General features: G+C 59.8%; 25 protein-coding genes. 19 read left to right on the forward strand and 6 right to left on the reverse strand.

Annotation, left to right across the window (positions count from 1 at the left end):
* Positions 1-72: 72 nt before the first annotated feature.
* A complete protein-coding gene (gene hemJ, locus N2600_RS22310) occupies positions 73-609 on the reverse strand; it encodes a protoporphyrinogen oxidase HemJ (RefSeq protein ID WP_260297424.1) in 537 nt (178 codons plus the stop codon).
* Positions 610-611: 2 nt separating this feature from the next.
* Positions 612-1658 carry a uroporphyrinogen decarboxylase gene (hemE, locus tag N2600_RS22315; RefSeq protein WP_222384321.1) on the reverse strand — a complete coding sequence of 349 codons (1047 nt, stop codon included), beginning with the start codon at positions 1656-1658 and terminating at the stop codon, positions 612-614.
* A 401-nt stretch (positions 1659-2059) separates the two neighbouring features.
* On the opposite strand from hemE, the gene N2600_RS22320 reads away from it, so the two are divergent.
* Genes N2600_RS22320 through dnaQ form a run of 5 tightly spaced genes read left to right on the forward strand, consistent with a single transcriptional unit; the run spans position 2060 to position 5690 of the window.
* Complete coding sequence (locus N2600_RS22320; protein WP_260297425.1) at positions 2060-2881, forward strand: pyruvate, water dikinase regulatory protein; 822 nt, start codon at positions 2060-2062, stop codon at positions 2879-2881.
* A gap of 33 nt (positions 2882-2914) precedes the next feature.
* Positions 2915-3514 carry a Maf-like protein gene (locus N2600_RS22325; protein WP_260297426.1) on the forward strand — a complete coding sequence of 200 codons (600 nt, stop codon included), beginning with the start codon at positions 2915-2917 and terminating at the stop codon, positions 3512-3514.
* Positions 3507-4364: a shikimate dehydrogenase gene (locus tag N2600_RS22330; RefSeq protein ID WP_260109738.1), complete on the forward strand. Its 858-nt coding sequence runs from the start codon at positions 3507-3509 to the stop codon at positions 4362-4364. Before N2600_RS22325 ends, N2600_RS22330 begins: the two co-directional genes overlap by 8 nt.
* Positions 4364-4975 (forward strand): dephospho-CoA kinase, encoded by a 612-nt coding sequence (gene coaE / locus N2600_RS22335; protein ID WP_017966006.1) that lies wholly within the window; start codon positions 4364-4366, stop codon positions 4973-4975. The genes N2600_RS22330 and coaE overlap by 1 nt, the downstream gene beginning before the upstream one ends.
* Positions 4968-5690, forward strand: coding sequence for a DNA polymerase III subunit epsilon (dnaQ, locus tag N2600_RS22340; protein ID WP_222334829.1), 723 nt, complete (start codon positions 4968-4970; stop codon positions 5688-5690). The genes coaE and dnaQ overlap by 8 nt, the downstream gene beginning before the upstream one ends.
* 67 nt (positions 5691-5757) lie before the next feature.
* Here the strand turns inward: dnaQ and secB are convergent, their stop codons facing one another.
* Entirely contained in the window at positions 5758-6240 is a 483-nt protein-coding gene (secB, locus tag N2600_RS22345) for a protein-export chaperone SecB (protein WP_003544086.1), read from the reverse strand.
* A 101-nt stretch (positions 6241-6341) separates the two neighbouring features.
* A complete protein-coding gene (locus tag N2600_RS22350) occupies positions 6342-6848 on the reverse strand; it encodes an FxsA family protein (RefSeq protein ID WP_311202849.1) in 507 nt (168 codons plus the stop codon).
* A 131-nt stretch (positions 6849-6979) separates the two neighbouring features.
* Between N2600_RS22350 and N2600_RS22355 the strand changes: the two genes are divergently transcribed.
* From N2600_RS22355 to gyrB, 5 genes are all read left to right on the forward strand, one after another.
* On the forward strand, positions 6980-7684 hold the full coding sequence (locus N2600_RS22355; protein ID WP_017966003.1) for a Tim44/TimA family putative adaptor protein: 705 nt from the start codon (positions 6980-6982) through the stop codon (positions 7682-7684).
* A complete protein-coding gene (gene mltA, locus N2600_RS22360) occupies positions 7677-8795 on the forward strand; it encodes a murein transglycosylase A (protein WP_260109740.1) in 1119 nt (372 codons plus the stop codon). The genes N2600_RS22355 and mltA overlap by 8 nt, the downstream gene beginning before the upstream one ends.
* Complete coding sequence (locus N2600_RS22365; RefSeq protein WP_017966001.1) at positions 8795-9361, forward strand: Smr/MutS family protein; 567 nt, start codon at positions 8795-8797, stop codon at positions 9359-9361. The genes mltA and N2600_RS22365 overlap by 1 nt, the downstream gene beginning before the upstream one ends.
* Complete coding sequence (locus N2600_RS22370) at positions 9358-9735, forward strand: helix-turn-helix domain-containing protein (protein WP_017966000.1); 378 nt, start codon at positions 9358-9360, stop codon at positions 9733-9735. Before N2600_RS22365 ends, N2600_RS22370 begins: the two co-directional genes overlap by 4 nt.
* Positions 9736-9870: 135 nt before the next feature.
* Positions 9871-12306: a DNA topoisomerase (ATP-hydrolyzing) subunit B gene (gyrB, locus tag N2600_RS22375; protein WP_026154339.1), complete on the forward strand. Its 2436-nt coding sequence runs from the start codon at positions 9871-9873 to the stop codon at positions 12304-12306.
* A 66-nt stretch (positions 12307-12372) separates the two neighbouring features.
* On the opposite strand, the gene N2600_RS22380 is transcribed toward gyrB, so the two are convergent.
* Complete coding sequence (locus N2600_RS22380; RefSeq protein ID WP_260297428.1) at positions 12373-12972, reverse strand: nitroreductase family protein; 600 nt, start codon at positions 12970-12972, stop codon at positions 12373-12375.
* Positions 12973-13015: 43 nt separating this feature from the next.
* Complete coding sequence (locus N2600_RS22385) at positions 13016-13300, reverse strand: DUF2218 domain-containing protein (RefSeq protein ID WP_026154338.1); 285 nt, start codon at positions 13298-13300, stop codon at positions 13016-13018.
* Positions 13301-13470: 170 nt separating this feature from the next.
* Between N2600_RS22385 and N2600_RS22390 the strand changes: the two genes are divergently transcribed.
* From N2600_RS22390 to accD, 9 genes are all read left to right on the forward strand, one after another.
* Positions 13471-14430, forward strand: coding sequence for a glutathione S-transferase family protein (locus N2600_RS22390; protein ID WP_260297430.1), 960 nt, complete (start codon positions 13471-13473; stop codon positions 14428-14430).
* 143 nt (positions 14431-14573) lie between these two features.
* On the forward strand, positions 14574-15416 hold the full coding sequence (locus tag N2600_RS22395) for a fumarylacetoacetate hydrolase family protein (protein ID WP_170279914.1): 843 nt from the start codon (positions 14574-14576) through the stop codon (positions 15414-15416).
* Between the two features lie 204 nt (positions 15417-15620).
* The gene (locus tag N2600_RS22400) at positions 15621-16898 is read left to right on the forward strand and encodes a polyhydroxyalkanoate depolymerase (protein ID WP_170258031.1); all 1278 of its coding nucleotides are present in this window, start codon (positions 15621-15623) and stop codon (positions 16896-16898) included.
* Between the two features lie 145 nt (positions 16899-17043).
* Complete coding sequence (locus N2600_RS22405) at positions 17044-17478, forward strand: DUF2852 domain-containing protein (protein WP_170258032.1); 435 nt, start codon at positions 17044-17046, stop codon at positions 17476-17478.
* Positions 17479-17584: 106 nt separating this feature from the next.
* Positions 17585-18343 (forward strand): M48 family metallopeptidase, encoded by a 759-nt coding sequence (locus N2600_RS22410; RefSeq protein WP_260297431.1) that lies wholly within the window; start codon positions 17585-17587, stop codon positions 18341-18343.
* Positions 18344-18520: 177 nt separating this feature from the next.
* Entirely contained in the window at positions 18521-19189 is a 669-nt protein-coding gene (locus N2600_RS22415) for a phosphoribosylanthranilate isomerase (RefSeq protein ID WP_017965991.1), read from the forward strand.
* Between the two features lie 2 nt (positions 19190-19191).
* Positions 19192-20412 (forward strand): tryptophan synthase subunit beta, encoded by a 1221-nt coding sequence (trpB, locus tag N2600_RS22420; RefSeq protein ID WP_017965990.1) that lies wholly within the window; start codon positions 19192-19194, stop codon positions 20410-20412.
* Positions 20413-20415: 3 nt separating this feature from the next.
* Positions 20416-21255: a tryptophan synthase subunit alpha gene (trpA, locus tag N2600_RS22425; RefSeq protein ID WP_162114942.1), complete on the forward strand. Its 840-nt coding sequence runs from the start codon at positions 20416-20418 to the stop codon at positions 21253-21255.
* Between the two features lie 135 nt (positions 21256-21390).
* Positions 21391-22296 (forward strand): acetyl-CoA carboxylase, carboxyltransferase subunit beta, encoded by a 906-nt coding sequence (gene accD / locus N2600_RS22430; protein WP_260297432.1) that lies wholly within the window; start codon positions 21391-21393, stop codon positions 22294-22296.
* The last annotated feature ends 20 nt before the right edge of the window (positions 22297-22316 follow it).

A 22316-nucleotide genomic window follows, 5' to 3' on the forward strand; every position in this document is an offset into this window, starting at 1 on the left:
ATAGCGACTCGCAATCGCTGCCGCAAGAGGGCTGGTTAAAATGAAGCAAATTTAACCTGAGGACGATTTTCCTCAGAACGGCTTCACCACGACGAGGATGACGATCAGGATCATCAGCACCGTCGGCGCCTCGTTCATGAACCGCCAATAACGCGCCGAGCGGCGATTTTCATCCCGCTCGAACGCTCCGACGGCGCGGCTGAAGAACATATGAACACCGGTCAGCAGCACGACGAGACCGATCTTGGCATGCAGCCAGCCGCCCTGGAATCCATAGACCGACCAGGCGAGATAGAGGCCGAAAATCCACGTCAACATCATTGCCGGCGTCATGATGATTCGAAGTAGCCGACGCTCCATCACCTTGAAGGTTTCCGATTGCACCGAGCCGGGCTCCGCATCGGTGTGATAGATGAACAGCCGCGGCATATAGAACAGTCCGGCCATCCAGGAAATGACCGCGATGATGTGCAGCGCCTTGATCCAGAGGTAGAGATTATCGGGGTTCAACGCAAAAAGCCCGACCGCCATCAACGCGAAGAAGGCCAGCGCAAAATGAGCCCGGCGCCTGGCGTAAACGCCAGACCTCCGATCGGTCTGCTTTTCCATCGTCACGCCCCGCCTCGCACGCGCCCGCCTCGCACGTGATCGACCAGCAGACGTACATGCTCGGGATCAGCCTGCGGCGTAATGCCGTGACCGAGATTGAAGATCAGCGGTCCATTGCCGAGATGCTGCAGAATATCGTCGATGCCCTCTTCCAGCGCCCGGCCGCCGGCAACGACGCGCATCGGATCGAGATTGCCCTGAACCGGTCCGTCTTTCTGAAGTTCGGCGGCAAACGCCAGCGGGACCGACCAGTCGAGGCCGATCGCATCAGCACCCGTCTTCTGGCGATAAGTCTTGAGCTGGTAGCCGGCGCCCTTGGCAAAAGCGATGATGCGAGCATGCGGCCGGCGCGACTTGACCGAAGCAATCATCCGCGCAACCGGCCTGATCGCAAACGCCTCGAACTCCTTTTCGCCGAGAACGCCAGCCCAGGAATCGAAAATCTGCACGGCATCGGCGCCGGCATCGATCTGGGCGACGAGATAATCGGCCGATACGTCGGCAAGCAGCATCAGCAGATGCTCGAACGCGCGGGGGTGCCCGTAGGCGAAGAGGCGCGCAGGGGCCTGATCCGGCGTGCCGTGCCCGGCAATCATGTAGGTCGCAACCGTCCAGGGCGCGCCGCAGAAGCCGAGCAGCGTCGTCTCGACTGGCAACTCCTCCCGCAGCCGCCGCACCGTCTCCAGAACCGGTCTGAGATAATCGACAACCTCTTCGCCATTCAATCTGCCGATCCCGGCTTCATCGATCGGATCCATCTCCGGGCCATGGCCCTCGGTGAACCGGACATTCCGTTTCATTGCATCGGGAATGACCAGGATATCGGAAAACAGTATGGCCGCATCGAAGCCATAGCGGCGGATCGGCTGCAATGTCACTTCGACGGCGTGCTCAGGCGTGTAGCAGAGATCGAGAAAACTCCCTGCCTTAGCCCGTGTCTCCCGATATTCCGGGAGATAACGTCCTGCCTGTCTCATCAGCCAGAGAGGAGGAGGGGAGAGGCTCTCGCCACTCAAAACCCTCATGATCTTTCGGCGCGTATCGCTCAAGCGCTTCTTCCCTATAAAAAATCAAAGATATTTTAAAAGGTTTCTATTTCTTAGAGTCGGTGACTATCAAGGATTAAAATCCATCCACTGCCGTCGCCATTTGTCGCGCGCCTGCAAAACAACATCCGAAAGATTTGTCCATCTCGTCCGAATCTCGGGGAGAAGCCAAATCTGAAAATGATTCCAAATCCTTCCGGATCGGCGATTTTTCTTATAGCTGTGGATAGGCTGTGGACCGGCTTTCGAGAAATAGATCTCTTCCCCATCATCCACAGGGCCAATCATAACCGACCCACAAAATCCGAAATGTGGATAAGGAGACATGTTTTCCCTTGCCGGAGACTGCCTCGCCGCCGTAGCTCTGTTTCATCCAGTCTTTTCAACAGGCAGCGGAAAATAGCGTGGAGAACAGAACGAACTTCTTCCATCTGCATCTGATTTCTGACTCAACGGGAGAGACTCTGATCTCGGCCGGGCGCGCCGCGTCGGCGCAATTCAGATCAGCGCAGCCGATCGAACATGTCTATCCGTTGATCCGCAATCGCAAGCAGCTGCTGCCGGTTCTGCAGGCGATCGATGACGCCCCCGGCATCGTGCTCTACACCATTGTCGACCGGGAGCTTGCAAGCCTGATCGATGAGCGTTGCATCGAGATGGGCGTCGCCTCGGTGAATGTGCTGGAGCCGGTGATGAATGCCTTCCAGATCTATCTCGGCGCTCCGTCGCGCCGCCGGGTCGGGGCCCAGCATGTGATGAATGCCGGCTACTTCGCGCGCATCGAAGCGCTGAATTTCACCATGGATCACGACGACGGCCAGATGCCCGACGATTACAACGACGCCGATGTCGTGATCATCGGCATCAGCCGCACGTCGAAAACACCGACCAGCATCTACCTCGCCAACCGAGGCATCAAGACGGCGAACATTCCGATCGTCTATGGTGTGCCATTGCCGGAGAGCCTCTTCGTCGCGAGCAAACCGCTGATCGTCTGTCTGATCGCCACCTCCGACCGTATTTCCCAGGTGCGGGAAAATCGTGTGCTCGGCGTGACGCAGGGCTTCGATCGCGAACATTATACCGACCGTGCCGCGATTTCGGAGGAGTTGAAATATGCCCGCTCGCTTTGCGCCCGCCATAACTGGCCGCTGATCGACGTCACCCGCCGCTCAATCGAGGAAACGGCCGCGGCAATCGTTGCCCTGCGGCCGAAGCTGCGCTAAGCGCTGACGGAAAGCCGGCACTCCGAGGAACCCATGACGCCGAAACTCATCCTTGCATCGTCGAGTCCCTTTCGCCGGATGCTGATGGAAAATGCCGGTCTGGCCTTCGAGGCACATGCCGCAAGGATCGATGAACGGGCCGTCGAAGCGCCGCTGGAAAAAGCCGGCGCTAAGCCTGACGCCGTGGCCCTCGTCCTGGCCAGGGCCAAGGCCGAGGAAGTCAGCAGTCGTTTTCCGGATACCCTGGTCATCGGTTCGGATCAAACGATGTCGCTCGGCGACAGCGTCTTCCATAAGCCGAAGGACTTGGCCGACGCGGCCAGTCATCTTCAAGCCCTTTCGGGCGTAAGCCACCGGTTGAACAGTGCCGTCGCCATCGTCAGCAATAGCGTGGTCTTATGGGAACATCTCGCCCATGCCGAGCTGACGATGCGGCCGCTGACGGCGGAATTCATCGCCAGACATCTGGCCCGGGTTGGCGAACGGGCGCTTTCCAGCGTCGGCGCCTATCAATTGGAGGGGGAGGGCATCCAGCTTTTCGAAGAGATCCGGGGTGATTATTTCACCATTCTCGGCCTGCCGATGCTGCCGCTCCTAAAAAAACTGCGAGAACTGGGAGCGATCGATGGGTGATTCACGTGAAACATTCGGGCCGAAAGCATTTGTCACGGGCTTTCCCATCAAGCATTCGCGCTCGCCATTGATCCACGGATATTGGCTGAAGACGCTCGGCCTGCCAGGCAGTTATCGCGCTCATGAAGTGGCACCCGAGGCCTTTCCCGATTTCATTCACTCGTTGAAGGATGGCAGTTCCGGCTTTACCGGAGGTAATGTCACCATTCCCCACAAGGAATTGGCGTTCCGGCTCGCCGACAAGCCGGATGCGCTATCGCGAGAACTCGGTGCCTCGAATACGCTCTGGCTGGAGGATGGCGCCCTGCATGCGACGAATACCGACGGTCGCGGCTTCATCGCCAATCTCGACGAACGCCATCCGGGCTGGGACCGCCATGACACGGCTGTCGTCTTCGGTGCCGGCGGCGCCAGCCGGGCGATCATCCAGGCGGTCCGTGATCGCGGTTTTAAGGAGATCCAGGTCGTCAATCGCACCGTCGAACGCGCGCACGAACTCGCGGATCGTTTTGGCCCGCGTGTTCGGGCCCATCCGGCCGGTGCGCTTGCCGAAGTGATGAAAGGCGCCGGCCTCTTCATCAATACCACCTCGCTCGGCATGGACGGCGAGGCGGCGCCGCAACTCGATTTCTCGCCTCTTGCAGCCGATGCCGTCGTCACCGATATCGTTTATGTGCCGTTGAAGACGCCGATCCTGGCACAGGCGGAAGAGCAAGGATTTCCAATCGTCGATGGTCTCGGCATGCTCTTGCACCAGGCCGTGCCCGGATTCGAGAAATGGTTCGGCCAGCGTCCCATCGTCGACGCGGCGCTACGCGCGCTCATCATCGCGGATATGGAAGCGCACTGATGCTGAAGATTGGTCTCACCGGCTCCATCGGAATGGGAAAATCGACGGCGGCAAAGCTCTTTGCCGATGCAGGAATCCCGGCGAATGATTCGGATGCCGTGGTCCATGATCTCTATGCCGGCGAGGCTGCACCCCTGGTGAATGCTGCCTTCCCCGGCACGATGAAGGATGGAGCAGTCGACCGGCATGAACTCGGCCGCCAGCTCGCTCTTGATCCTGCTGGCTTCAAACGCCTGGAAGCGATCGTCCACCCGCTGGTTCGCAAACGCGAGACGGAATTTCTGGAGCGGCAACGCGCCGCCGGCGCCGACATGGTATTGCTCGATATTCCATTACTTTTCGAAACCGGCGCCGAGGCAAGAGTAGATGTAATCGTCGTCGTCAGCACTGATCCACAGATTCAGCGCCAAAGGGTGCTTGCGCGCGAAGACATGACCGAGGAAAAATTCGAGATGATTCTCTCTCGCCAGACGCCGGACGCCGAAAAACGGCGGCGGGCCGATTATCTGGTCGATACCAGTCACAGTATCGCGACGACGAGGGAACGAGTGCTTGAAATCGTCGCCGACCTGAAAACGCGGATTGCCAAGGGAGATTTCCGGAATGCGTGAGATCATCTTCGATACGGAAACAACCGGCCTCGACAACCGCGCCGACCGCATCATCGAAATCGGCGGCATCGAACTCTTCAATCATTTCCCCACAGGCAATACGATCCATATCTTCATCAATCCTGGAGATCAGAAAGTTCATCCGGATGCGCTCGCCGTGCACGGCATCACCGATGAATTCCTGAAGGACAAGCAGCCTTTCGCCGACGTGGCCGAGCAAATCCTCACCTTCTTCGGCGATGCGAAGTGGATCGCCCACAACGCCACCTTCGATATGGGCTTCATCAACGCGGAATTCGCGCGGATCGGTTTGCCGCCGATCCTGCCGGAACGGGTGCTCGATACCCTGTCGATGGCGCGGCGCAAACATCCGATGGGGCCAAATTCGCTGGATGCGCTTTGCCGGCGCTACGGCATTGATAATTCGCACCGCACCAAACACGGCGCGCTGCTCGACTCCGAACTGCTTGCCGAAGTTTATATCGAGATGATCGGCGGCAGACAGGCAGCCCTCGGCCTCGGCATGGTCGGCAAATCCAACCGGGCAGATCGCGGTGACATGGCGATGGAAGACGATGTGGTGATTGCCGCCGTGCTCGAGCGGCCCCGGCCGCTCGCCCTGCGCCTCAGCCAAACCGAGGAGCAGGCGCATGAGGCGCTCGTCGCCAAACTCGGTGAAAAAAGCATCTGGGCGAAATACGCCAACCTCGATTAAGCCGGCCCTCAATTGAAAATGCCCGGGACCAGCCCGGGCATCCGCATTTCAGCCAGGAAGGATCCGGTCAGTTCGGAACGGCCTGAACCTTGGCGCGGGCCTGTTCTTCGGCAACGCGCTGAGCGAACATCTGCGTGAAGTCGATCGGGTCGATCATCAGCGGCGGGAAACCGCCGTTGCGGGTGACGTCGGCGATGATCTGACGAGCGAAGGGGAAGAGCATCCGCGGGCACTCGATGAAGAGAACCGGCAGCATGTGTTCCTGCGGGAAACCGGCAACGCGGAAAACGCCGCCATAGGTGAGTTCGGCATGGAAAACCGTCTTGTCGCCGTCCTTGGCTTCGGCATTCAGCGACAGCACGACATCGAAATCCGTATCGGAAAGCGGGTTGGCGTTGACGTTCACATTGATGTTGATCGTCGGCGCCTTGTCGCGGGCCTGCAGCGAACGCGGCGCACCCGGATTTTCGAAGGACAGATCCTTGGTATATTGCGCAAGGATCGAAAGGGTGGGGTTGGCCGCACCGTTGCTGTTGTTATCGTCTGCCATTGGCTTTTCCTCGAGGGGCATGGGAATGGTGCCGCCATCTAACATTTCAGGGAAGGGCTTACAACCCTGGGCGATTGGCGCGGTTGATCAGCCGCAGTGCCTCAGTCGCCGATATGCTTGCCGGACCACGGCGAGTTGCGATCCGGCTCCCTATGATAGTCCTCCTCGTCGAGATCGACCACCTTCGAGTTCGGCTTGCGGTCGCGGAAATCGGGCTGCGGGCCAGAGGAAGAGCCGCCCTTGGCATTAACGACGACGAAGCGTTTGGCGATCGCCCGCCAGACGAGATCACGCACCGGCGGAATGAGAATGAGGATCGCGATGACATCTGTGAGGAAGCCGGGAATGATCAGGAGCAGCGAGGCTATGACGTTCATCGCCGGCCGCAGCAGCTCGCGGCCCGGCATCACCCCATTTCGTCCTTCGCTCGACATTTGGCGCAAAATGCCAATGCCCTGCCGCCGCAGCAGAACCACGCCGAGAGCGAAACCCAGCATGACGAGCGCGAGCGTCAGCCACAATCCGATCGCCCGGCCGACGACGACGAAACCGGCAATTTCGGCGAGCGGCAACAGCAGAATGAAAGCTGGCAGGATCGAAAAACGCATGTCGGTCATGTCCCGGGCTCACCGGTCTCCTCTTGGCGCCGGCGAAGATGCCAGCCATCATTTGAATCATCTGTATAGGCAGACTATATGGGAGTACAAATCAGAGATGTTAACGGCGGCTGCGATACGATATGAGTTCGAACGACTTCATCACATTGTTTTTCCTGGTGGCGGCTGTGCTGATTTTCTTTCAGCTCCGCTCCGTGCTCGGACGCCGCACAGGAAATGAGAAGCCGCCGCGCGATCTCTATACGCCGCGGGATGCGGCTCCGGCCGAAGCCGCCGATGCCGGCAAGGTCGTGACGCTGCCGCGTCGCGATGCGACGACGGAGGATGAGGATCGCTTCGCTGCCATCGATGCTATCGCCGCACCCGGAACGCCGCTTAACGAATCGCTACGCGCGCTGAACAAGGCTGATCCCGCCTTCAGCCCGAAGGAGTTTCTGAACGGCGCCCGCATGGCTTACGAGATGATCGTCATGGCCTATGCCGATGGCGACCGGAAAACGCTGAAGAACTTGCTGTCGCGCGAAGTCTATGACGGCTTCGATGCGGCGATTGGCGAGCGCGATGCCCGGGGCGAGAAGGTGAAGTCCACCTTCGTCGGCATCGATAAGGCCGAAATCACCCATGCGGAGACGAAGGGCAGCGAAGCGCAGATCACCGTGCGCATCGTCAGCCAGCTGATATCGGCCACCTACGACAAGACGGATGTGCTGATTGAAGGCGACGCCGAAAACGTCGCCGAGGTCAACGACCTCTGGACTTTTGCCCGCGACACCCGCTCGCGCGATCCGAACTGGAAACTCGTGGCGACCGAATCGGAACATGAGTGACCACGCATTGGACTTCGTCCTGCAGGCCATAAGCTTCGACACTCTGGAAGGCTGGAAGGATGATGATCCCTCCGGCCTTTTTGAAGTCATGCGAAGCTGCCGACGGCAGATCACCGATGTCAAACCATACCGCACCGGATCGCTGGGCCTGAGTTCGGAAGACCTGCTTCCGCTTCTCGCTGCCGCCGAAGATTTCACGCCGTCATCTCCGGCGTCGGCGCGAAGTTTTTTCGAGACGCATTGTCGGCCCTTTCTGATCCGCCGCAAGGACGGCAATTCCGGCTTCGTCACCGCTTTCTACGAACCCGATATCGACGTGTCGGAGCGGCCGGACGAAATTTTCCGTTTTCCTTTCTATCGGCGTCCGGACGATCTGATCGATCTCGACGATGCCAATCGCCCCGCCGAGCTCGACAAGGCCTACGCTTTCGGCCGTCTGCATGAGGGCCACGTCACTGCTTATCCGGACCGCCGCGCCATCGATCAGGGGTTTCTCGAAGGCCGTGGCCTCGAAATCGCCTGGGCGAAGTCGAAGGTCGATGTCTTCTTCGTGCATGTGCAAGGTGCCGCCCGCTTGCGTTATGAGGATGGTCGTATCGGCCGCATCACCTATGCGGCGAAAGCCGGCCATCCCTTCTCGGCGATCGGCAAGCTGCTGATCGAGCGCGGCGAGATCGATCGGGCGGAGATTTCGATGCAGGCGATCCGTGCCTGGCTGGCGCGCAATCCCGAGCGCGTCGACGAAGTGTTATGGCATAACCACTCTTATGTTTTCTTCCGTGATGCGCCGGTGGCCGATCCGCAGGCAGGTCCGATCGCGGCCGCCAAGGTGCCGCTTCTCGCCGGGCGCGCGCTTGCTGTCGACCGAATGATCCATACCTTCGGCTTTCCCTTTTTCATTCGCGCCGAAAGCCTCACCCATCTCGACCAAGGCCGGCCGTTCCGCCGGCTGATGCTGGCGCTCGATACCGGCTCGGCGATCGTCGGGCCGGCGCGGGGTGATATCTTCACCGGCTCGGGGGACATGGCCGGGGAACGTGCCGGCACCGTCCGCAACGACGCCGATTTCGCCATTCTCATTCCCAATGCCGCCGCCGGAAGATTCGACTGATGGCCAGGGATCGCAAGCTGAGCGCGGATGAGAGGATCCTCTGGGGAAAGGTCGCCCGCAGCACGCGGCCGATGCCCGGCAAGGCGGGGGCGTTGACCGAACTCGATGCCTTTCTTGCCGAAGCCGAAGCGGCGGCCGAACGGGAACAAGAAAAGCAGACGCCCGCCACGCCAACACCGCTGCAGCCGCCAGCACCGTCGACGGCCAAGCCATCGGCCCGGGTACATCATCCGCTGGAAAAACCGGTCAAGCGTAAAATCGCCAAGGGCCGGCTGGCGCTCGAAGCGCGGATCGACCTGCACGGGCTGGTGCAGAGTGAGGCCCATGCCATCCTTCTCGATTTCCTGATCCGCGCCCATGAGCGCGGCATGCGCCATGTGCTGGTCATTACGGGCAAGGGCAGCTCAATGGGCAGCGAGGGCGCGCTGAAGCGGGCCGTGCCTCTCTGGTTCTCGAAGCCGGAATTCCGCTACCTGATCTCCTCCTATGAGCCGGCCGCACAGCATCATGGCGGTGAGGGCGCGCTCTACATTCGCCTGTCGCGGCGGCATGGGGAAAGACCATGACACCCTTCGGAGAGGCGGTTCGCAGGCTGAGAGCGCGCAAGGGCGTCTCGCAGAAGGAGATGGCGGAAGCCCTGAATGTCTCTCCTGCCTATCTCTCGGCGCTCGAACATGGAAAGCGTGGGCTGCCGACATTCGATCTGCTGCAGCGCATCGCCGGTTATTTCAACATCATCTGGGATGAGGCCGAGGAACTATTCCTGCTCGCCCGTTCTTCGGACCCGCGCGTCGTGATCGACACCTCCGGCCTGCCCCCCGAATATACCGAATTTGCCAACCGGTTGGCGCGCCGAATCCGCAGCCTTGACAGCGCCGAGATAGGCCGGCTATCGGCTCTTCTCGAAAATAGCGGCAAAGGCGACGGAAAAGCGTCGTAATCCCCTGTTTTATGCCTTGTTTTGGGGGGTTGCCATTGGGAAGTGGGTTCAAAAAACCTATATACGAGAGTGAAGAAAGCCGGTGATTCGCAAGGCGCGCCGCAGCTTTACGACAACAGGGAAAATCTCGACAGAATGAGCGATACATCCGCGACGGAAAACGGCGTAAGCACCGAATATGGCGCAGATTCCATCAAGGTTCTGAAGGGCCTCGATGCCGTGCGCAAACGCCCCGGCATGTATATCGGCGATACCGACGATGGCTCCGGCCTGCATCACATGGTCTATGAAGTCGTCGACAACGCGATCGACGAAGCGCTTGCCGGCCATGCCGACATCGTCACCGTTACCCTCAATCCGGATGGCTCGGTGACCGTCACCGACAATGGACGCGGCATCCCGACGGACATTCACACCGGCGAAGGCGTGTCGGCGGCCGAAGTCATCATGACGCAGCTTCATGCCGGCGGTAAGTTCGATCAGAATTCTTACAAGGTTTCGGGCGGCCTGCACGGCGTCGGTGTCTCCGTCGTCAACGCGCTGTCCGTCTGGTTGAAGCTGAAGATCCGCCGTCACGACAAGATCCATGAAATGAGCTTCACCCATGGCGTGGCCGATGCTCCGCTGAAGGTCACGGGCGACGCGCCGAATGAGACCGGCACGGAAGTGAGCTTCATGCCGAGCACCGACACCTTCACCATGACCGAGTTCGACTACGGCACGCTGGAGCATCGCCTTCGCGAGCTCGCCTTCCTGAATTCAGGCGTCCGCATCCTGCTGACCGACAAGCGCCACTCCGATATCAAGCAGGAAGAACTGCGTTATGACGGTGGCCTCGAGGCTTTCGTCGCTTATCTGGACCGCGCCAAGAAGTCGCTCGTCGACAAGCCGGTTGCCATCCACGGCGAAAAGGACGGCATCACCGTCGAAGTCGCGATGTGGTGGAATGACAGCTATCATGAGAACGTGCTCTGCTTCACCAACAACATCCCCCAGCGCGACGGCGGCACGCATATGGCCGGCTTCCGCGCGGCGCTGACGCGCCAGGTCGTTTCCTACGCCGACAGTTCCGGCATCACCAAAAGGGAAAAAGTGACGCTGCAGGGCGAAGATTGCCGCGAAGGCCTGACGGCGGTTCTGTCTGTCAAGGTGCCGGATCCGAAATTCTCTTCGCAGACCAAGGATAAGCTCGTCTCCTCGGAAGTCCGTCCTGTTGTCGAAAGTCTCGTCAACGAGGCGCTGAACACCTGGTTCGAAGAACATCCGAGCGAAGCCAAGATTCTCGTCGGCAAGGTCGTCGAGGCCGCCGCAGCACGTGAAGCGGCCCGCAAGGCCCGCGAGTTGACCCGCCGCAAGGGCGCACTCGATATCGCTTCGCTGCCGGGCAAGCTCGCCGACTGCTCCGAGCGTGATCCGACAAAATCCGAAGTCTTCCTCGTCGAGGGCGATTCTGCCGGCGGCTCGGCCAAGCAGGGCCGCTCGCGCGAGAACCAGGCGATCCTGCCGCTGCGCGGCAAGATCCTGAACGTCGAACGCGCCCGTTTCGACAAGATGCTGTCGAGTCAGGAAATCGGCACATTGATCACCGCGCTCGGCACCGGGATCGGCAAGGACGAGTTCAACGTCGAAAAGCTGCGCTACCATAAGATCATCATCATGACGGACGCCGATGTCGACGGCGCCCATATTCGCACCCTGCTGCTCACCTTCTTCTTCCGCCAGATGCCGCAACTGATCGAGCGCGGTCATCTCTATATCGCCCAGCCGCCGCTCTATAAGGTCTCGCGCGGCAAGTCGGTGCAGTATCTGAAGGATGAGAAGGCGCTCGAAGAATATCTCATCAGCCAGGGTCTGGAAGATGCGTCGCTGAGGCTCGGTAGCGGTGAAGTTCGCGCCGGCCAGGATCTGCGCGAGGTCATCCTCGATGCTTTGCGCATGCGCGCGCTGCTCGACAATCTCCATTCGCGCTATAATCGTTCCGCCGTCGAACAAGCGGCGATTGCCGGCGCCCTCAACGCCGAGCTCGCCAGCGATCCGGGGAGAGCGCTGGCGCTGGCAAACGAAGTCGCAGGGCGCCTCGACATCATCGCCGAGGAAACAGAGCGCGGCTGGCAGGGCGATGTGACGACCGATGGCGGTCTGCGCCTGGAGCGCATGGTCCGCGGCGTCAGGGAGATCGTCGTGCTCGACATGGCGCTGATCGGTTCCTCGGATGCCCGCCACATCGACCAGTTGACGGCGCGCCTCAAGGAGATCTATCAGACGCCGCCGTCGCTGCATCGCCGCGAGGGCGACGTCGAAATCTCTGGCCCCCGCGCCCTGCTCGACGCGATCTTCGCAAGCGGCCGCAAGGGCCTCACCATGCAGCGCTACAAGGGCCTTGGCGAGATGAATGCAGAGCAGCTCTGGGAAACGACGCTCGATCCGAACGTGCGCTCGCTGCTGCAGGTCAGGGTCAACGACGCCACCGACGCCGATGGTCTCTTCGCCCGCCTGATGGGGGACGAAGTCGAGCCGCGGCGCGAATTCATCCAGGACAATGCCCTAAGCGTCGCAAACCTCGATATCTAACTGATTTGTCGAAAGTAAAGCCCCGCCGTCCGTGGACGACGGGGCTTTCGTTCGCCTGGTTACGGCTCAGTTCGCAACGAAGCGCCCGTTGAAGGCAACCTCGGAGAGCGGCTTGCGCTGGCTGGGGAATTCGCGGGCCTGATTGCGTTCGGAAAGGACGCTCTTGTCGGCCAGACGACCGACCGCAACGCCAGCTTCGACGCGGTAACCCTCCGGAATATCGAAGGTCTTCCTGATCTCCTCATGTTTGATGCCGCCCATGCCATGGGCATAAAAACCGGAAAGGCGCGCCTGCAGCGCCAAGTACCCCCAGGCCGCGCCGGCATCGAAGGAGTGGGTGTAGCTCGGCTTTTCCTCAGCTGAGCCGGCGGCCCCGGTGAAGGCGCGCGACACGACGAAGATCAGCGCCGATGCGTTTTTTGCCCATTCCTGATTGGCGTCGACGAGCAACGCGACGAATTTCTCCCAATGCTCCGAGCCCTTGAGGGCATAGACGAAGCGCCAGGGCTGCTGGTTGGAAGAGGACGGCGCCCAATGGGCGGCGTCGAGCAGACTGAGCAGCTGCGCTTCCTCGATGATTTCGCCGGTGAAGGCGCGCGGCGACCAGCGATCGAGAAACATCGGATCGATCGGATAGTCGGATTCGCGGTTATTGCTCTTCGTCATGCTTGTTCCAGGGTTCGGGGCAAAGTTTGGATTGGCGATGGGCTTAGTCCGTCCAGACGATGTCGAGTTCTTCGCGGAAGGCGAAGCGCTTCAGATGATCGTCGATGACATCCTGCATCCTTTCCCGTTGCGAGGGATCGGCGACGGAAAGTGTCATGGTCAGCGCCGCATCGTCGGCTGCAAATGTGACCTCGGCGGCATCGCTGAACGGCACCCGGCCCTGCAGAGGATCGAATTCGACGCTGAACTTGTGGCTCCAGTGTTTGCAAAGCTGCTGCAGGTAGCGGCTTGCATGTTCGGTCCGCACGACGGCCTTCGAGAGATGCATTTCGAACTCCACGTCATTTCGTATAGCAGAGACATATTTCCTGCTTCGCCGGCTTGGCAAGCGCAGCATCGTCGCAGTTGGGGTGTACAGACTGTCTTCAAAAACGCGGCCTCACGCCGGCGTCGAAGCAGGGTAATGAGCCATTTAGTCGATCGATCGGAGAGTTGCGCATGCTGGTGAACGGAAAGTGGACGGAAGACTGGCAGCCCGTTCAGGCAAAGGACGAAAAGGGCGGCTTCGTCCGCCAGACGTCGAGTTTCCGCAATTGGGTGACCCCGGATGGCAGCGCCGGGCCGACCGGCGAAGCCGGCTTTGAAGCCAGCGCCGGCCGTTACCATCTCTATGTCGCCTATATCTGCCCCTGGGCCTCGCGCACCCTGATCGGCCGCAAACTCAAGGGCCTCGAAGACGTCATCTCGGTCTCGGTTGTCGAACCGCTGCTGAGCAAGCAGGGCTGGCGCTTTGGTGATTATCCCGGCGCGACGGAGGATCACGTCAACGGCGTAACCTATATGCATGAAATCTATACCAGGGCAGCACCCGATTTCACCGGCCGGGCCACCGTGCCGGTTCTCTGGGACAAGCAGAGAAAGACCATCGTCAATAATGAATCCGCCGATATTCTGCGTATGCTGAACAGCGGCTTCGGCGGTCTGGCAAAAAATCCGATCGATCTTTACCCGGCGGAGAGGCGCGCCGAGATCGATGCTTTCAACGATCGCATCTATCCTGATCTCAACAACGGCGTCTATCGTGCCGGTTTCGCCACTACGCAGATCGCCTACGAAGAAGCCTTTGCCGATGTGTTTTCCTGCCTCGACTGGGTTGAACAGCAGTTCGAGGGTCGGTCTTTTCTTTTCGCCGACCATCCCACCGAGAGCGATATCCGGCTTTTTGTAACGCTGGTCCGCTTCGACGTCGCCTATCACGGCATCTTCAAATGCAATCTGCGCCGGCTTTCCGATTATGCCAATCTGCGCGCCTTCTGCCGTCGCATGCTGGATTGGCCGGGCATCGGTGAAACGGTGAACCTCAATCACATCAAGCGCGGCTACTATTCGATCGAAAGCCTCAACCCGACGAAGATCATTCCTGTCGGCCCTCATCTGGCGGAAATTTTTAGAGTGTAATGCCGACAGGTACGGGCGATTTTCGGCAGAAAATCATCCGAATCGCCGAAAAGCCGTACCGCTTCGCGGTAAAGCCGTAATGACACCGATGAATAATTCGTTCATAGGTGGCTGCAAATCCGTTTTCGATGAGGAGGAATTCCATGAAGCTGATGCGTGTTGGCGAAGCGGGCAGTGAAAAACCCGCACTTCTCGATGCCGATGGCAAGATCCGTGATCTCTCCGGTCATGTCGCCGATATCGGCGGTGAAGCGATCACACCGGCAGGCCTTGCAAAGATAGCGGCGATCGATCCGAAGAGCCTTCCGGAAATCGCACCCGGCCGCATTGGTGCCTGCGTCGCGGGCACTGGCAAATTCATCTGCATTGGCTTGAATTATTCGGATCATGCTGCCGAAACCGGCGCGACCGTGCCGCCCGAGCCGATCATCTTCATGAAAGCAACATCCGCAATCGTCGGGCCGAACGACAATGTCGTCATTCCCCGCGGTTCGGAAAAGACCGATTGGGAAGTCGAACTCGGCGTCGTCATCGGCAAAACTGCCAAATATGTGACGGAAGCCGAAGCGCTGGATTATGTCGCCGGTTATTGCGTCTCCAACGACGTTTCCGAGCGCGCCTTCCAGACCGAGCGGTCCGGTCAATGGACCAAGGGCAAATCCTGCGACACCTTTGGCCCGATCGGCCCCTGGCTCGTAACCAAGGATGAAATTCCCGAACCGCAGAACCTCGGCATGTGGCTGACGGTCAACGGCCAGAAGATGCAGAACGGCTCATCGAAGACGATGGTTTACGGGGTTGCCTTCCTCGTCTCCTACCTCAGCCAGTTCATGTCGCTGCATCCCGGCGACGTGATCTCGACCGGTACGCCTCCGGGCGTCGGCATGGGCCTCAAGCCGCCGCGCTATCTCAAGAACGGCGACGTGGTCGAACTCGAAATCGAAGGTCTCGGCACGCAGAAACAGACTTTTGTAGCGGATCGTTAACGACGCTTCCTGTTGAGAAACTTAAGTTTTCAGGTCGATTGTGATGCCGGAGATCAATTCTCCGGCATTTCTTGTGTATGTCTGGTTCGCCAATGTTGCTGTGCAACAAAAACCTGTTAGGCTGCGCGACGTGCCCGCGTTACGAAAAGGTCCGATGCCTCTCAATCGGTGTCATCTTTTCGATAGAGAAAGGTGGCGCCTTCCATGTTTTATCAGCTTTATGAATTGAACCATGCCGCCATGGCGCCGTTTCGCGCCGCGGCCGATATCATGCGATTTGCCTATGCCAATCCGCTGAACCCCTTCTCCCACACGCCATTCGGCCGGACGATGGCGGCAAGCCTCGAAATGTTCGAACGCACGACGCGCCGCTACGGCAAACCGGAATTCGGTCTGAAGCAGACGACGATCGGTGAAAAGACGGTTTCCGTCCGCGAAGAAGTCGTCTGGTCGCGACCCTTCTGCAATCTCCTGCATTTCGCCCGCAGTGTTCCAGCTGCCCGCGGCAATGATCCGCGCATTCTGATCGTCGCGCCGATGTCCGGCCACTATGCCACGCTGCTGCGCGGCACGGTCGAGGCGCTGCTGCCGAGCGCCGATATCTACATCACCGACTGGATCGACGCCCGCATGGTGCCGATGACGGAAGGCACGTTCGATTTCGATGATTACGTCGACTACGTCATCGAGATGCTGCATTTCCTCGGTCACGACACGCATGTCATCGCCGTCTGTCAGCCTTCCGTTCCGGTGCTGGCAGCTGCTGCGGTGATGGAGGAAGCCAGAGATCCGCTTTCGCCGGCGTCGATGACGCTGATGGGCGGCCCGATCGACACGCGCATCAACCCGACAGCGGTCAACAAGCTCGCCCAGGAGCGGTCGCTGCAGTGGTTCTCCGACAACGTCATCATGAACGTGCCCTGGCCGCAGCCGGGCTTCATGCGCCCGGTCTATCCAGGGTTTCTGCAGCTTTCGGGCTTCATGTCGATGAACCTTGATCGCCACCTCGTCGCGCACAAGGAATTCTTCATGCATCTCGTGAAGAACGACGGCGAGCCGGAAAGACATCGCGATTTCTACGACGAATATCTCGCCGTCATGGATCTGACCGCCGAATTCTATCTGCAGACGGTGGAGGAGGTCTTCATCAAGCATTCGCTGCCGAAGGGCGAACTGATGCATCGCGGCAAACGCGTCGATCCGGCGGCAATTCGCAATGTGGCGCTGCTGACCGTCGAAGGTGAGAATGACGATATCTCGGGGGTCGGCCAGACAATGGCGGCGCAGACCATCTGCGTGAACATTCCCGAAGACATGCGCATGCATTATCTTCAGCCGGATGTCGGCCATTATGGTGTTTTCAACGGCTCGCGTTTCCGCCGCGAGATCGCGCCGCGCATCATCGATTTCGTCCGCCAGCATTCCCGTTCTGCCGTCAAGCCTCCGGTGCCGCGTGTCATCAAGGGCGGCCGGGCAGGCTGAATCAGGGATAGCTGAATTAGCAAAACGGATTCAAGGCCTTGTCCGATTTCGCGGGCAATCGTCTTGAAGGCGGTTATTGCGGTAACCACATCGATTTCAGCGTTCGGTATCCTGCCGGGCGCGGAAAGCGAGGGATACCCGCACGATGAACCAGTCAGCATTGCTTCGACCGGATTGGACTCCGGCTACCATTGCCCTGATGATTCTCGGCTTCATGGTTTTCTGGCCTCTGGGTCTTGCCATGCTTGCCTACATCATCTTCGGCGACCGTCTGCGCGGCTTCAAGCGTGACGTCAACCAGGCGACCGATGGCTTCTTTGCCTCCTGCCGCCGCCCGCATGGCCGTCACCGCTCGCATTTTTCGACCGGCAACGTCGCCTTTGACGACTGGCGCAAGGCCGAACTTGACCGGATCGAGGAAGAGCGCCGCAAGCTTGACGAAATGCGCGAGGAATTCGACTCCTATCTGCGCGAACTCCGCCGCGCCAAGGATCAGGAAGAGTTCGACCGCTTCATGCGCGACCGCAGGAACGCCAAGCGCGATGACAACGGCCCGGTCGCTGAATATCAGACGCCGTAAACGCCTGAGCGATGAATCGATGACCGGCATCTCCCGATGCCGGTTTTTCCATGACTGCCCTTTCGCGATCATTTAGATTTGCCGGCGAATCGTATAGAAAACACACATGTTCTCGCTTCTGAAAACAAGGTCGAAGGCGCGAAAGCCGGATCCCCCCGAAATGCGGACGCTCGACGTCGCCGGCCGGCTTATGCCGCTGACGATCAAGCAGCATGACCGGGCGACACGCATCACGCTGCGCATCGAACCGGGTGGCCGCGCCTTGAAGATGACGGTGCCGAAAGGCCTTGCGGCGCGTGAGGTCAATGCCTTCCTCGATCGTCATCAGGGGTGGCTGCTCACCAAGCTTGCCAGGTTTTCGACCGATGCCGTCCTGCGTGACGGCGGCGAAATCCTCCTTCGCGGCGTTTCCCATCGCATCCAGCATAGCGGCAGCTTGCGCGGGCTGACGGAGGCGGTTTCCATGGACGGCAGGCCGGTGCTGCGCGTCAGTGGCATGCCGGAACATGTCGGACGGCGCATTGCGGCCTTTCTCAAGAAAGAGGCGCGTGCCGACCTCGCAAGATTGGCGACGACGCATGCCGCAACGATCCGGGCGCCGATCCGCTCGATCTCGATGAAGGATACCCGCAGCCGCTGGGGCTCGTGTTCGTCGGAAGGAAATCTGAGCTTTTCCTGGCGTATCGTCATGGCGCCGCCTTCGGTGATCGATTATCTCGCTGCCCATGAGGTCGCCCACCTCAAGGAAATGAACCACGGTCCGCGCTTCTGGGCGCTCTGTGGCAAACTTTGCCCGGGCATGGACGAGGCGAAATCCTGGCTCAAGCGGCATGGCAGCCAGTTGCATGCCATTGATTTCGACTAGCGCATAACCCCGAAAATCGGAATCGATCTTTCGGAAAGGATTATGCGCAGATTTAAAGTGCCAGAGCGTCCTTAGCGCGTCTTGGACGCGCGGCGCTCCAGCCGAGAGCCGCGCTAAATTCAATGTTCCGTCGCAAATTGGCTCGACTCTTTCCGCATTTCGTGTCACTTCGCTGCCATGAGACCGGATATCAAGATCTGTGGCTTGAAGACGCCTGAGGCTGTTGATCGCGCGCTGAAGCGCGGCGCGACCCATATCGGTTTTATCTTTTTCGAAAAGAGCCCACGCTACATCGAGCCGGACCTGGCGGCAAAACTCGCCGAACCGGCGCGTGGCAAGGCCAAAATCGTCGCCGTCGTCGTCGATCCGACCAATGACGAACTCGATGAGATCGTATCGTTGTTGAAGCCGGATATGCTCCAGCTTCACGGCAATGAGAGCCCCGAACATGTGCTGACGATAAAGGCGCTCTATGGTCTGCCCGTGATGAAGGCCTTTTCGGTACGCACGGCAGACGACCTGAAGCGCGTCGAGGCCTATATCGGCATCGCCGACCGTTTCCTCTTCGACGCCAAAGCGCCGAAGGGTTCGGAACTGCCTGGCGGCAACGGTATTTCCTTTGATTGGAGCCTTCTCGGCTGGCTTGACGGCAGCGTCGACTACATGCTTTCCGGCGGACTGAACAAGGACAATGTCGCGGAAGCGCTTTTCATCACCAAGGCACCGGGTATCGACGTCTCCTCGGGAGTCGAAACTGCGCCTGGCGTGAAGAGCGTCGCGAAGATCGATGAATTTTTTGACGCGGTCGAAAAGGCGAATGCGCCTGTCATGGCCTCAGGGAGTTGAGAGTGAACGAGACGCCTAAACCCAATTCCTTCCGTTCCGGCCCCGATGAAGATGGCCGTTTCGGCATTTATGGCGGTCGTTTCGTTGCCGAAACGCTGATGCCGCTGATCCTCGACCTGCAGGACGAATGGAACAGGGCAAAGATCGATCCGGAATTCCAGGCCGAATTGAAGCATCTCGGCACGCATTATATCGGCCGCCCGAGCCCGCTCTATTTCGCCGAGCGGCTGACGGCCGAACTCGGTGGCGCCAAGATCTATTTCAAGCGCGAAGAGCTGAACCACACCGGCTCGCACAAGATCAACAACTGCATCGGCCAGATCCTGCTTGCCAAGCGCATGGGCAAGACCCGCATCATCGCCGAAACCGGTGCCGGCCAGCACGGCGTCGCCTCCGCGACCGTGGCCGCCCGCTTTGGCCTTCCCTGCGTCGTCTATATGGGCGCCACCGACGTCGAGCGTCAGGCGCCGAACGTTTTCCGCATGAAGCTGCTCGGCGCGGAAGTCAAACCGGTCACGGCAGGCAGCGGCACGCTGAAGGACGCCATGAACGAGGCGCTTCGCGACTGGGTCACCAATGTCGAGGATACCTATTACCTGATCGGAACGGCAGCCGGGCCGCATCCCTATCCGGAGATGGTCCGCGATTTCCAGTCGGTGATCGGCATCGAAGCGAAGGAGCAGATGCTGGCGGCCGAAGGCCGTCTTCCGGATCTCGTCATCGCTGCCGTTGGCGGCGGCTCGAACGCCATCGGCATTTTCCATCCTTTCCTGGATGATCCCTCTGTCAAGATGGTCGGCGTCGAAGCCGGCGGCAAGGGTCTACAGGGCGACGAACATTGCGCCTCGATCACCGCCGGTTCGCCGGGCGTGTTGCACGGCAACCGCACCTACCTGCTGCAGGACGGCGACGGTCAGATCAAGGAAGGCCATTCGATTTCGGCCGGTCTTGATTATCCCGGCATCGGCCCCGAACATTCCTGGCTGAACGATACCGGCCGCGTCGACTATGTGCCGATCATGGATCACGAAGCGCTCGAGGCTTTCCAGATGCTGACCCGCCTCGAAGGCATCATCCCGGCGCTCGAGCCATCGCATGCGATTGCCGAGGTGATCAAACGCGCACCGACGATGGGCAAGGACGAGATCATCCTGATGAACCTCTCCGGCCGCGGCGACAAGGATATCTTCACCGTCGGCAAGATTCTGGGAATGGGACTGTAAGACATGACCGCACGCATGGACAAACGCTTTGCCGAGCTGAAGGCCGAGGGCCGTCCGGCGCTTGTGACCTATTTCATGGGCGGCGATCCTGACTACGACACCTCGCTCGGCATCATGAAGGCGCTGCCGGAAGCGGGCTCCGACATCATCGAACTCGGCATGCCCTTTTCCGACCCGATGGCCGACGGCCCAGCGATCCAGCTCGCCGGCCAGCGGGCGCTCAAAGGCGGCCAGACGCTGAAGAAGACGCTGCAGCTGGCAGCCGATTTCCGCAAGACCAACGATGCGACGCCGGTCGTGATGATGGGTTACTACAACCCGATCTATATTTACGGCGTCGAGAAATTCCTCGACGACGCGCTCGTCGCCGGTATCGACGGCCTGATCGTCGTCGATCTGCCGCCGGAGATGGATGACGAACTCTGCATTCCGGCGATCCGCAAAGGCATCAATTTCATCCGGCTGGCGACGCCGACGACGGATGAGAAGCGCCTACCGAAGGTACTGAAGAACACATCCGGCTTCGTCTACTACGTCTCGATGAACGGCATCACTGGTTCGGCGTTGCCCGATCCGTCGCTGGTGTCGGGCGCGGTCCAGCGCATCAAGCAGCATACCAAGCTGCCCGTCTGCGTCGGCTTCGGCGTCAAGACGGCGGAACATGCAAAGGTCATCGGCGGTTCCGCCGACGGCGTCGTCGTCGGCACCGCGATCGTCAATCAGGTCGCGACCAGCTTGACGCATGACGGAAAGGCAACGGCGGACACCGTTCAGGCGGTTGCCACGCTGGTGCGCGGCCTTTCCACGGGAACACGTTCGGCGCGCCTTGTTGCTGCCGAATAGTTTGCCCACATTGGCAATAAAGCATGTCGCGCAAAAACGTGCAGCGGTTTTGCGGCAACGATATGCGGGAAACCAGAACCTACGGCGTGGCAGCGAAAGAACGCGACGCGCTTTAGACTATCAGGAGTATTCGAGTTGAACTGGATCACCAACTACGTTCGCCCGCGGATCAATTCCATGCTGGGCCGTCGCGAAGTGCCGGAGAACCTCTGGATCAAGTGCCCGGAAACGGGCGAGATGGTCTTCCACAAGGACCTGGAAGGCAACAAATGGGTCATTCCGGCGTCCGGTTATCATATGAAGATGCCGGCCAAGGCCCGCCTGACCGATCTTTTCGACAATGGCGAGTTCGAATCGCTGCCGCAGCCGAAGGTCGCGCAGGATCCGCTGAAGTTCCGCGATTCGAAGAAATATAGCGATCGCTTGCGCGACAGCCGCCTGAAGACCGAACAGGAGGATACGATCCTTGCCGGCGTCGGAAAGGTGCAGGGACTGAAACTCGTGGCCGTCGTGCACGAATTCAACTTTATCGGCGGTTCGCTCGGCATGGCCGCCGGCGAGGCGATCGTCAAGGCTTTCGAGCGTGCGACATCTGAAAAGTGCCCGCTGGTGATGTTCCCCGCTTCCGGCGGTGCGCGCATGCAGGAAGGCATCCTGTCGCTGATGCAGCTGCCGCGCACGACGGTTGCCGTCGACATGCTGAAGGAATCCGGGCAGCCCTATATCGTCGTGCTGACCAACCCGACGACCGGTGGCGTCACGGCCTCCTATGCCATGCTTGGCGATATTCACCTGGCTGAGCCCGGCGCCGAAATCGGCTTTGCCGGCAAACGTGTGATCGAGCAGACGCTGCGTGAAAAACTGCCCGAAGGCTTCCAAACCGCCGAATATCTGCTGGAGCATGGTATGGTCGATATGGTCGTCAAACGTCACGATATTCCGGAAACGCTGGCGCGCCTCTTGAAGATCCTGACGAAGAAGCCTGTTACTGTGGCGAACGACATGAATAGCGGCGCGATTGCTCTGGCGGCGAGCGCCTGATAACCGACAAGCAGGCGGGG

The sequence above is a fragment of the Rhizobium sp. WSM1274 genome (assembly GCF_025200775.1).
Lineage (GTDB): Bacteria > Pseudomonadota > Alphaproteobacteria > Rhizobiales > Rhizobiaceae > Rhizobium > Rhizobium leguminosarum_I.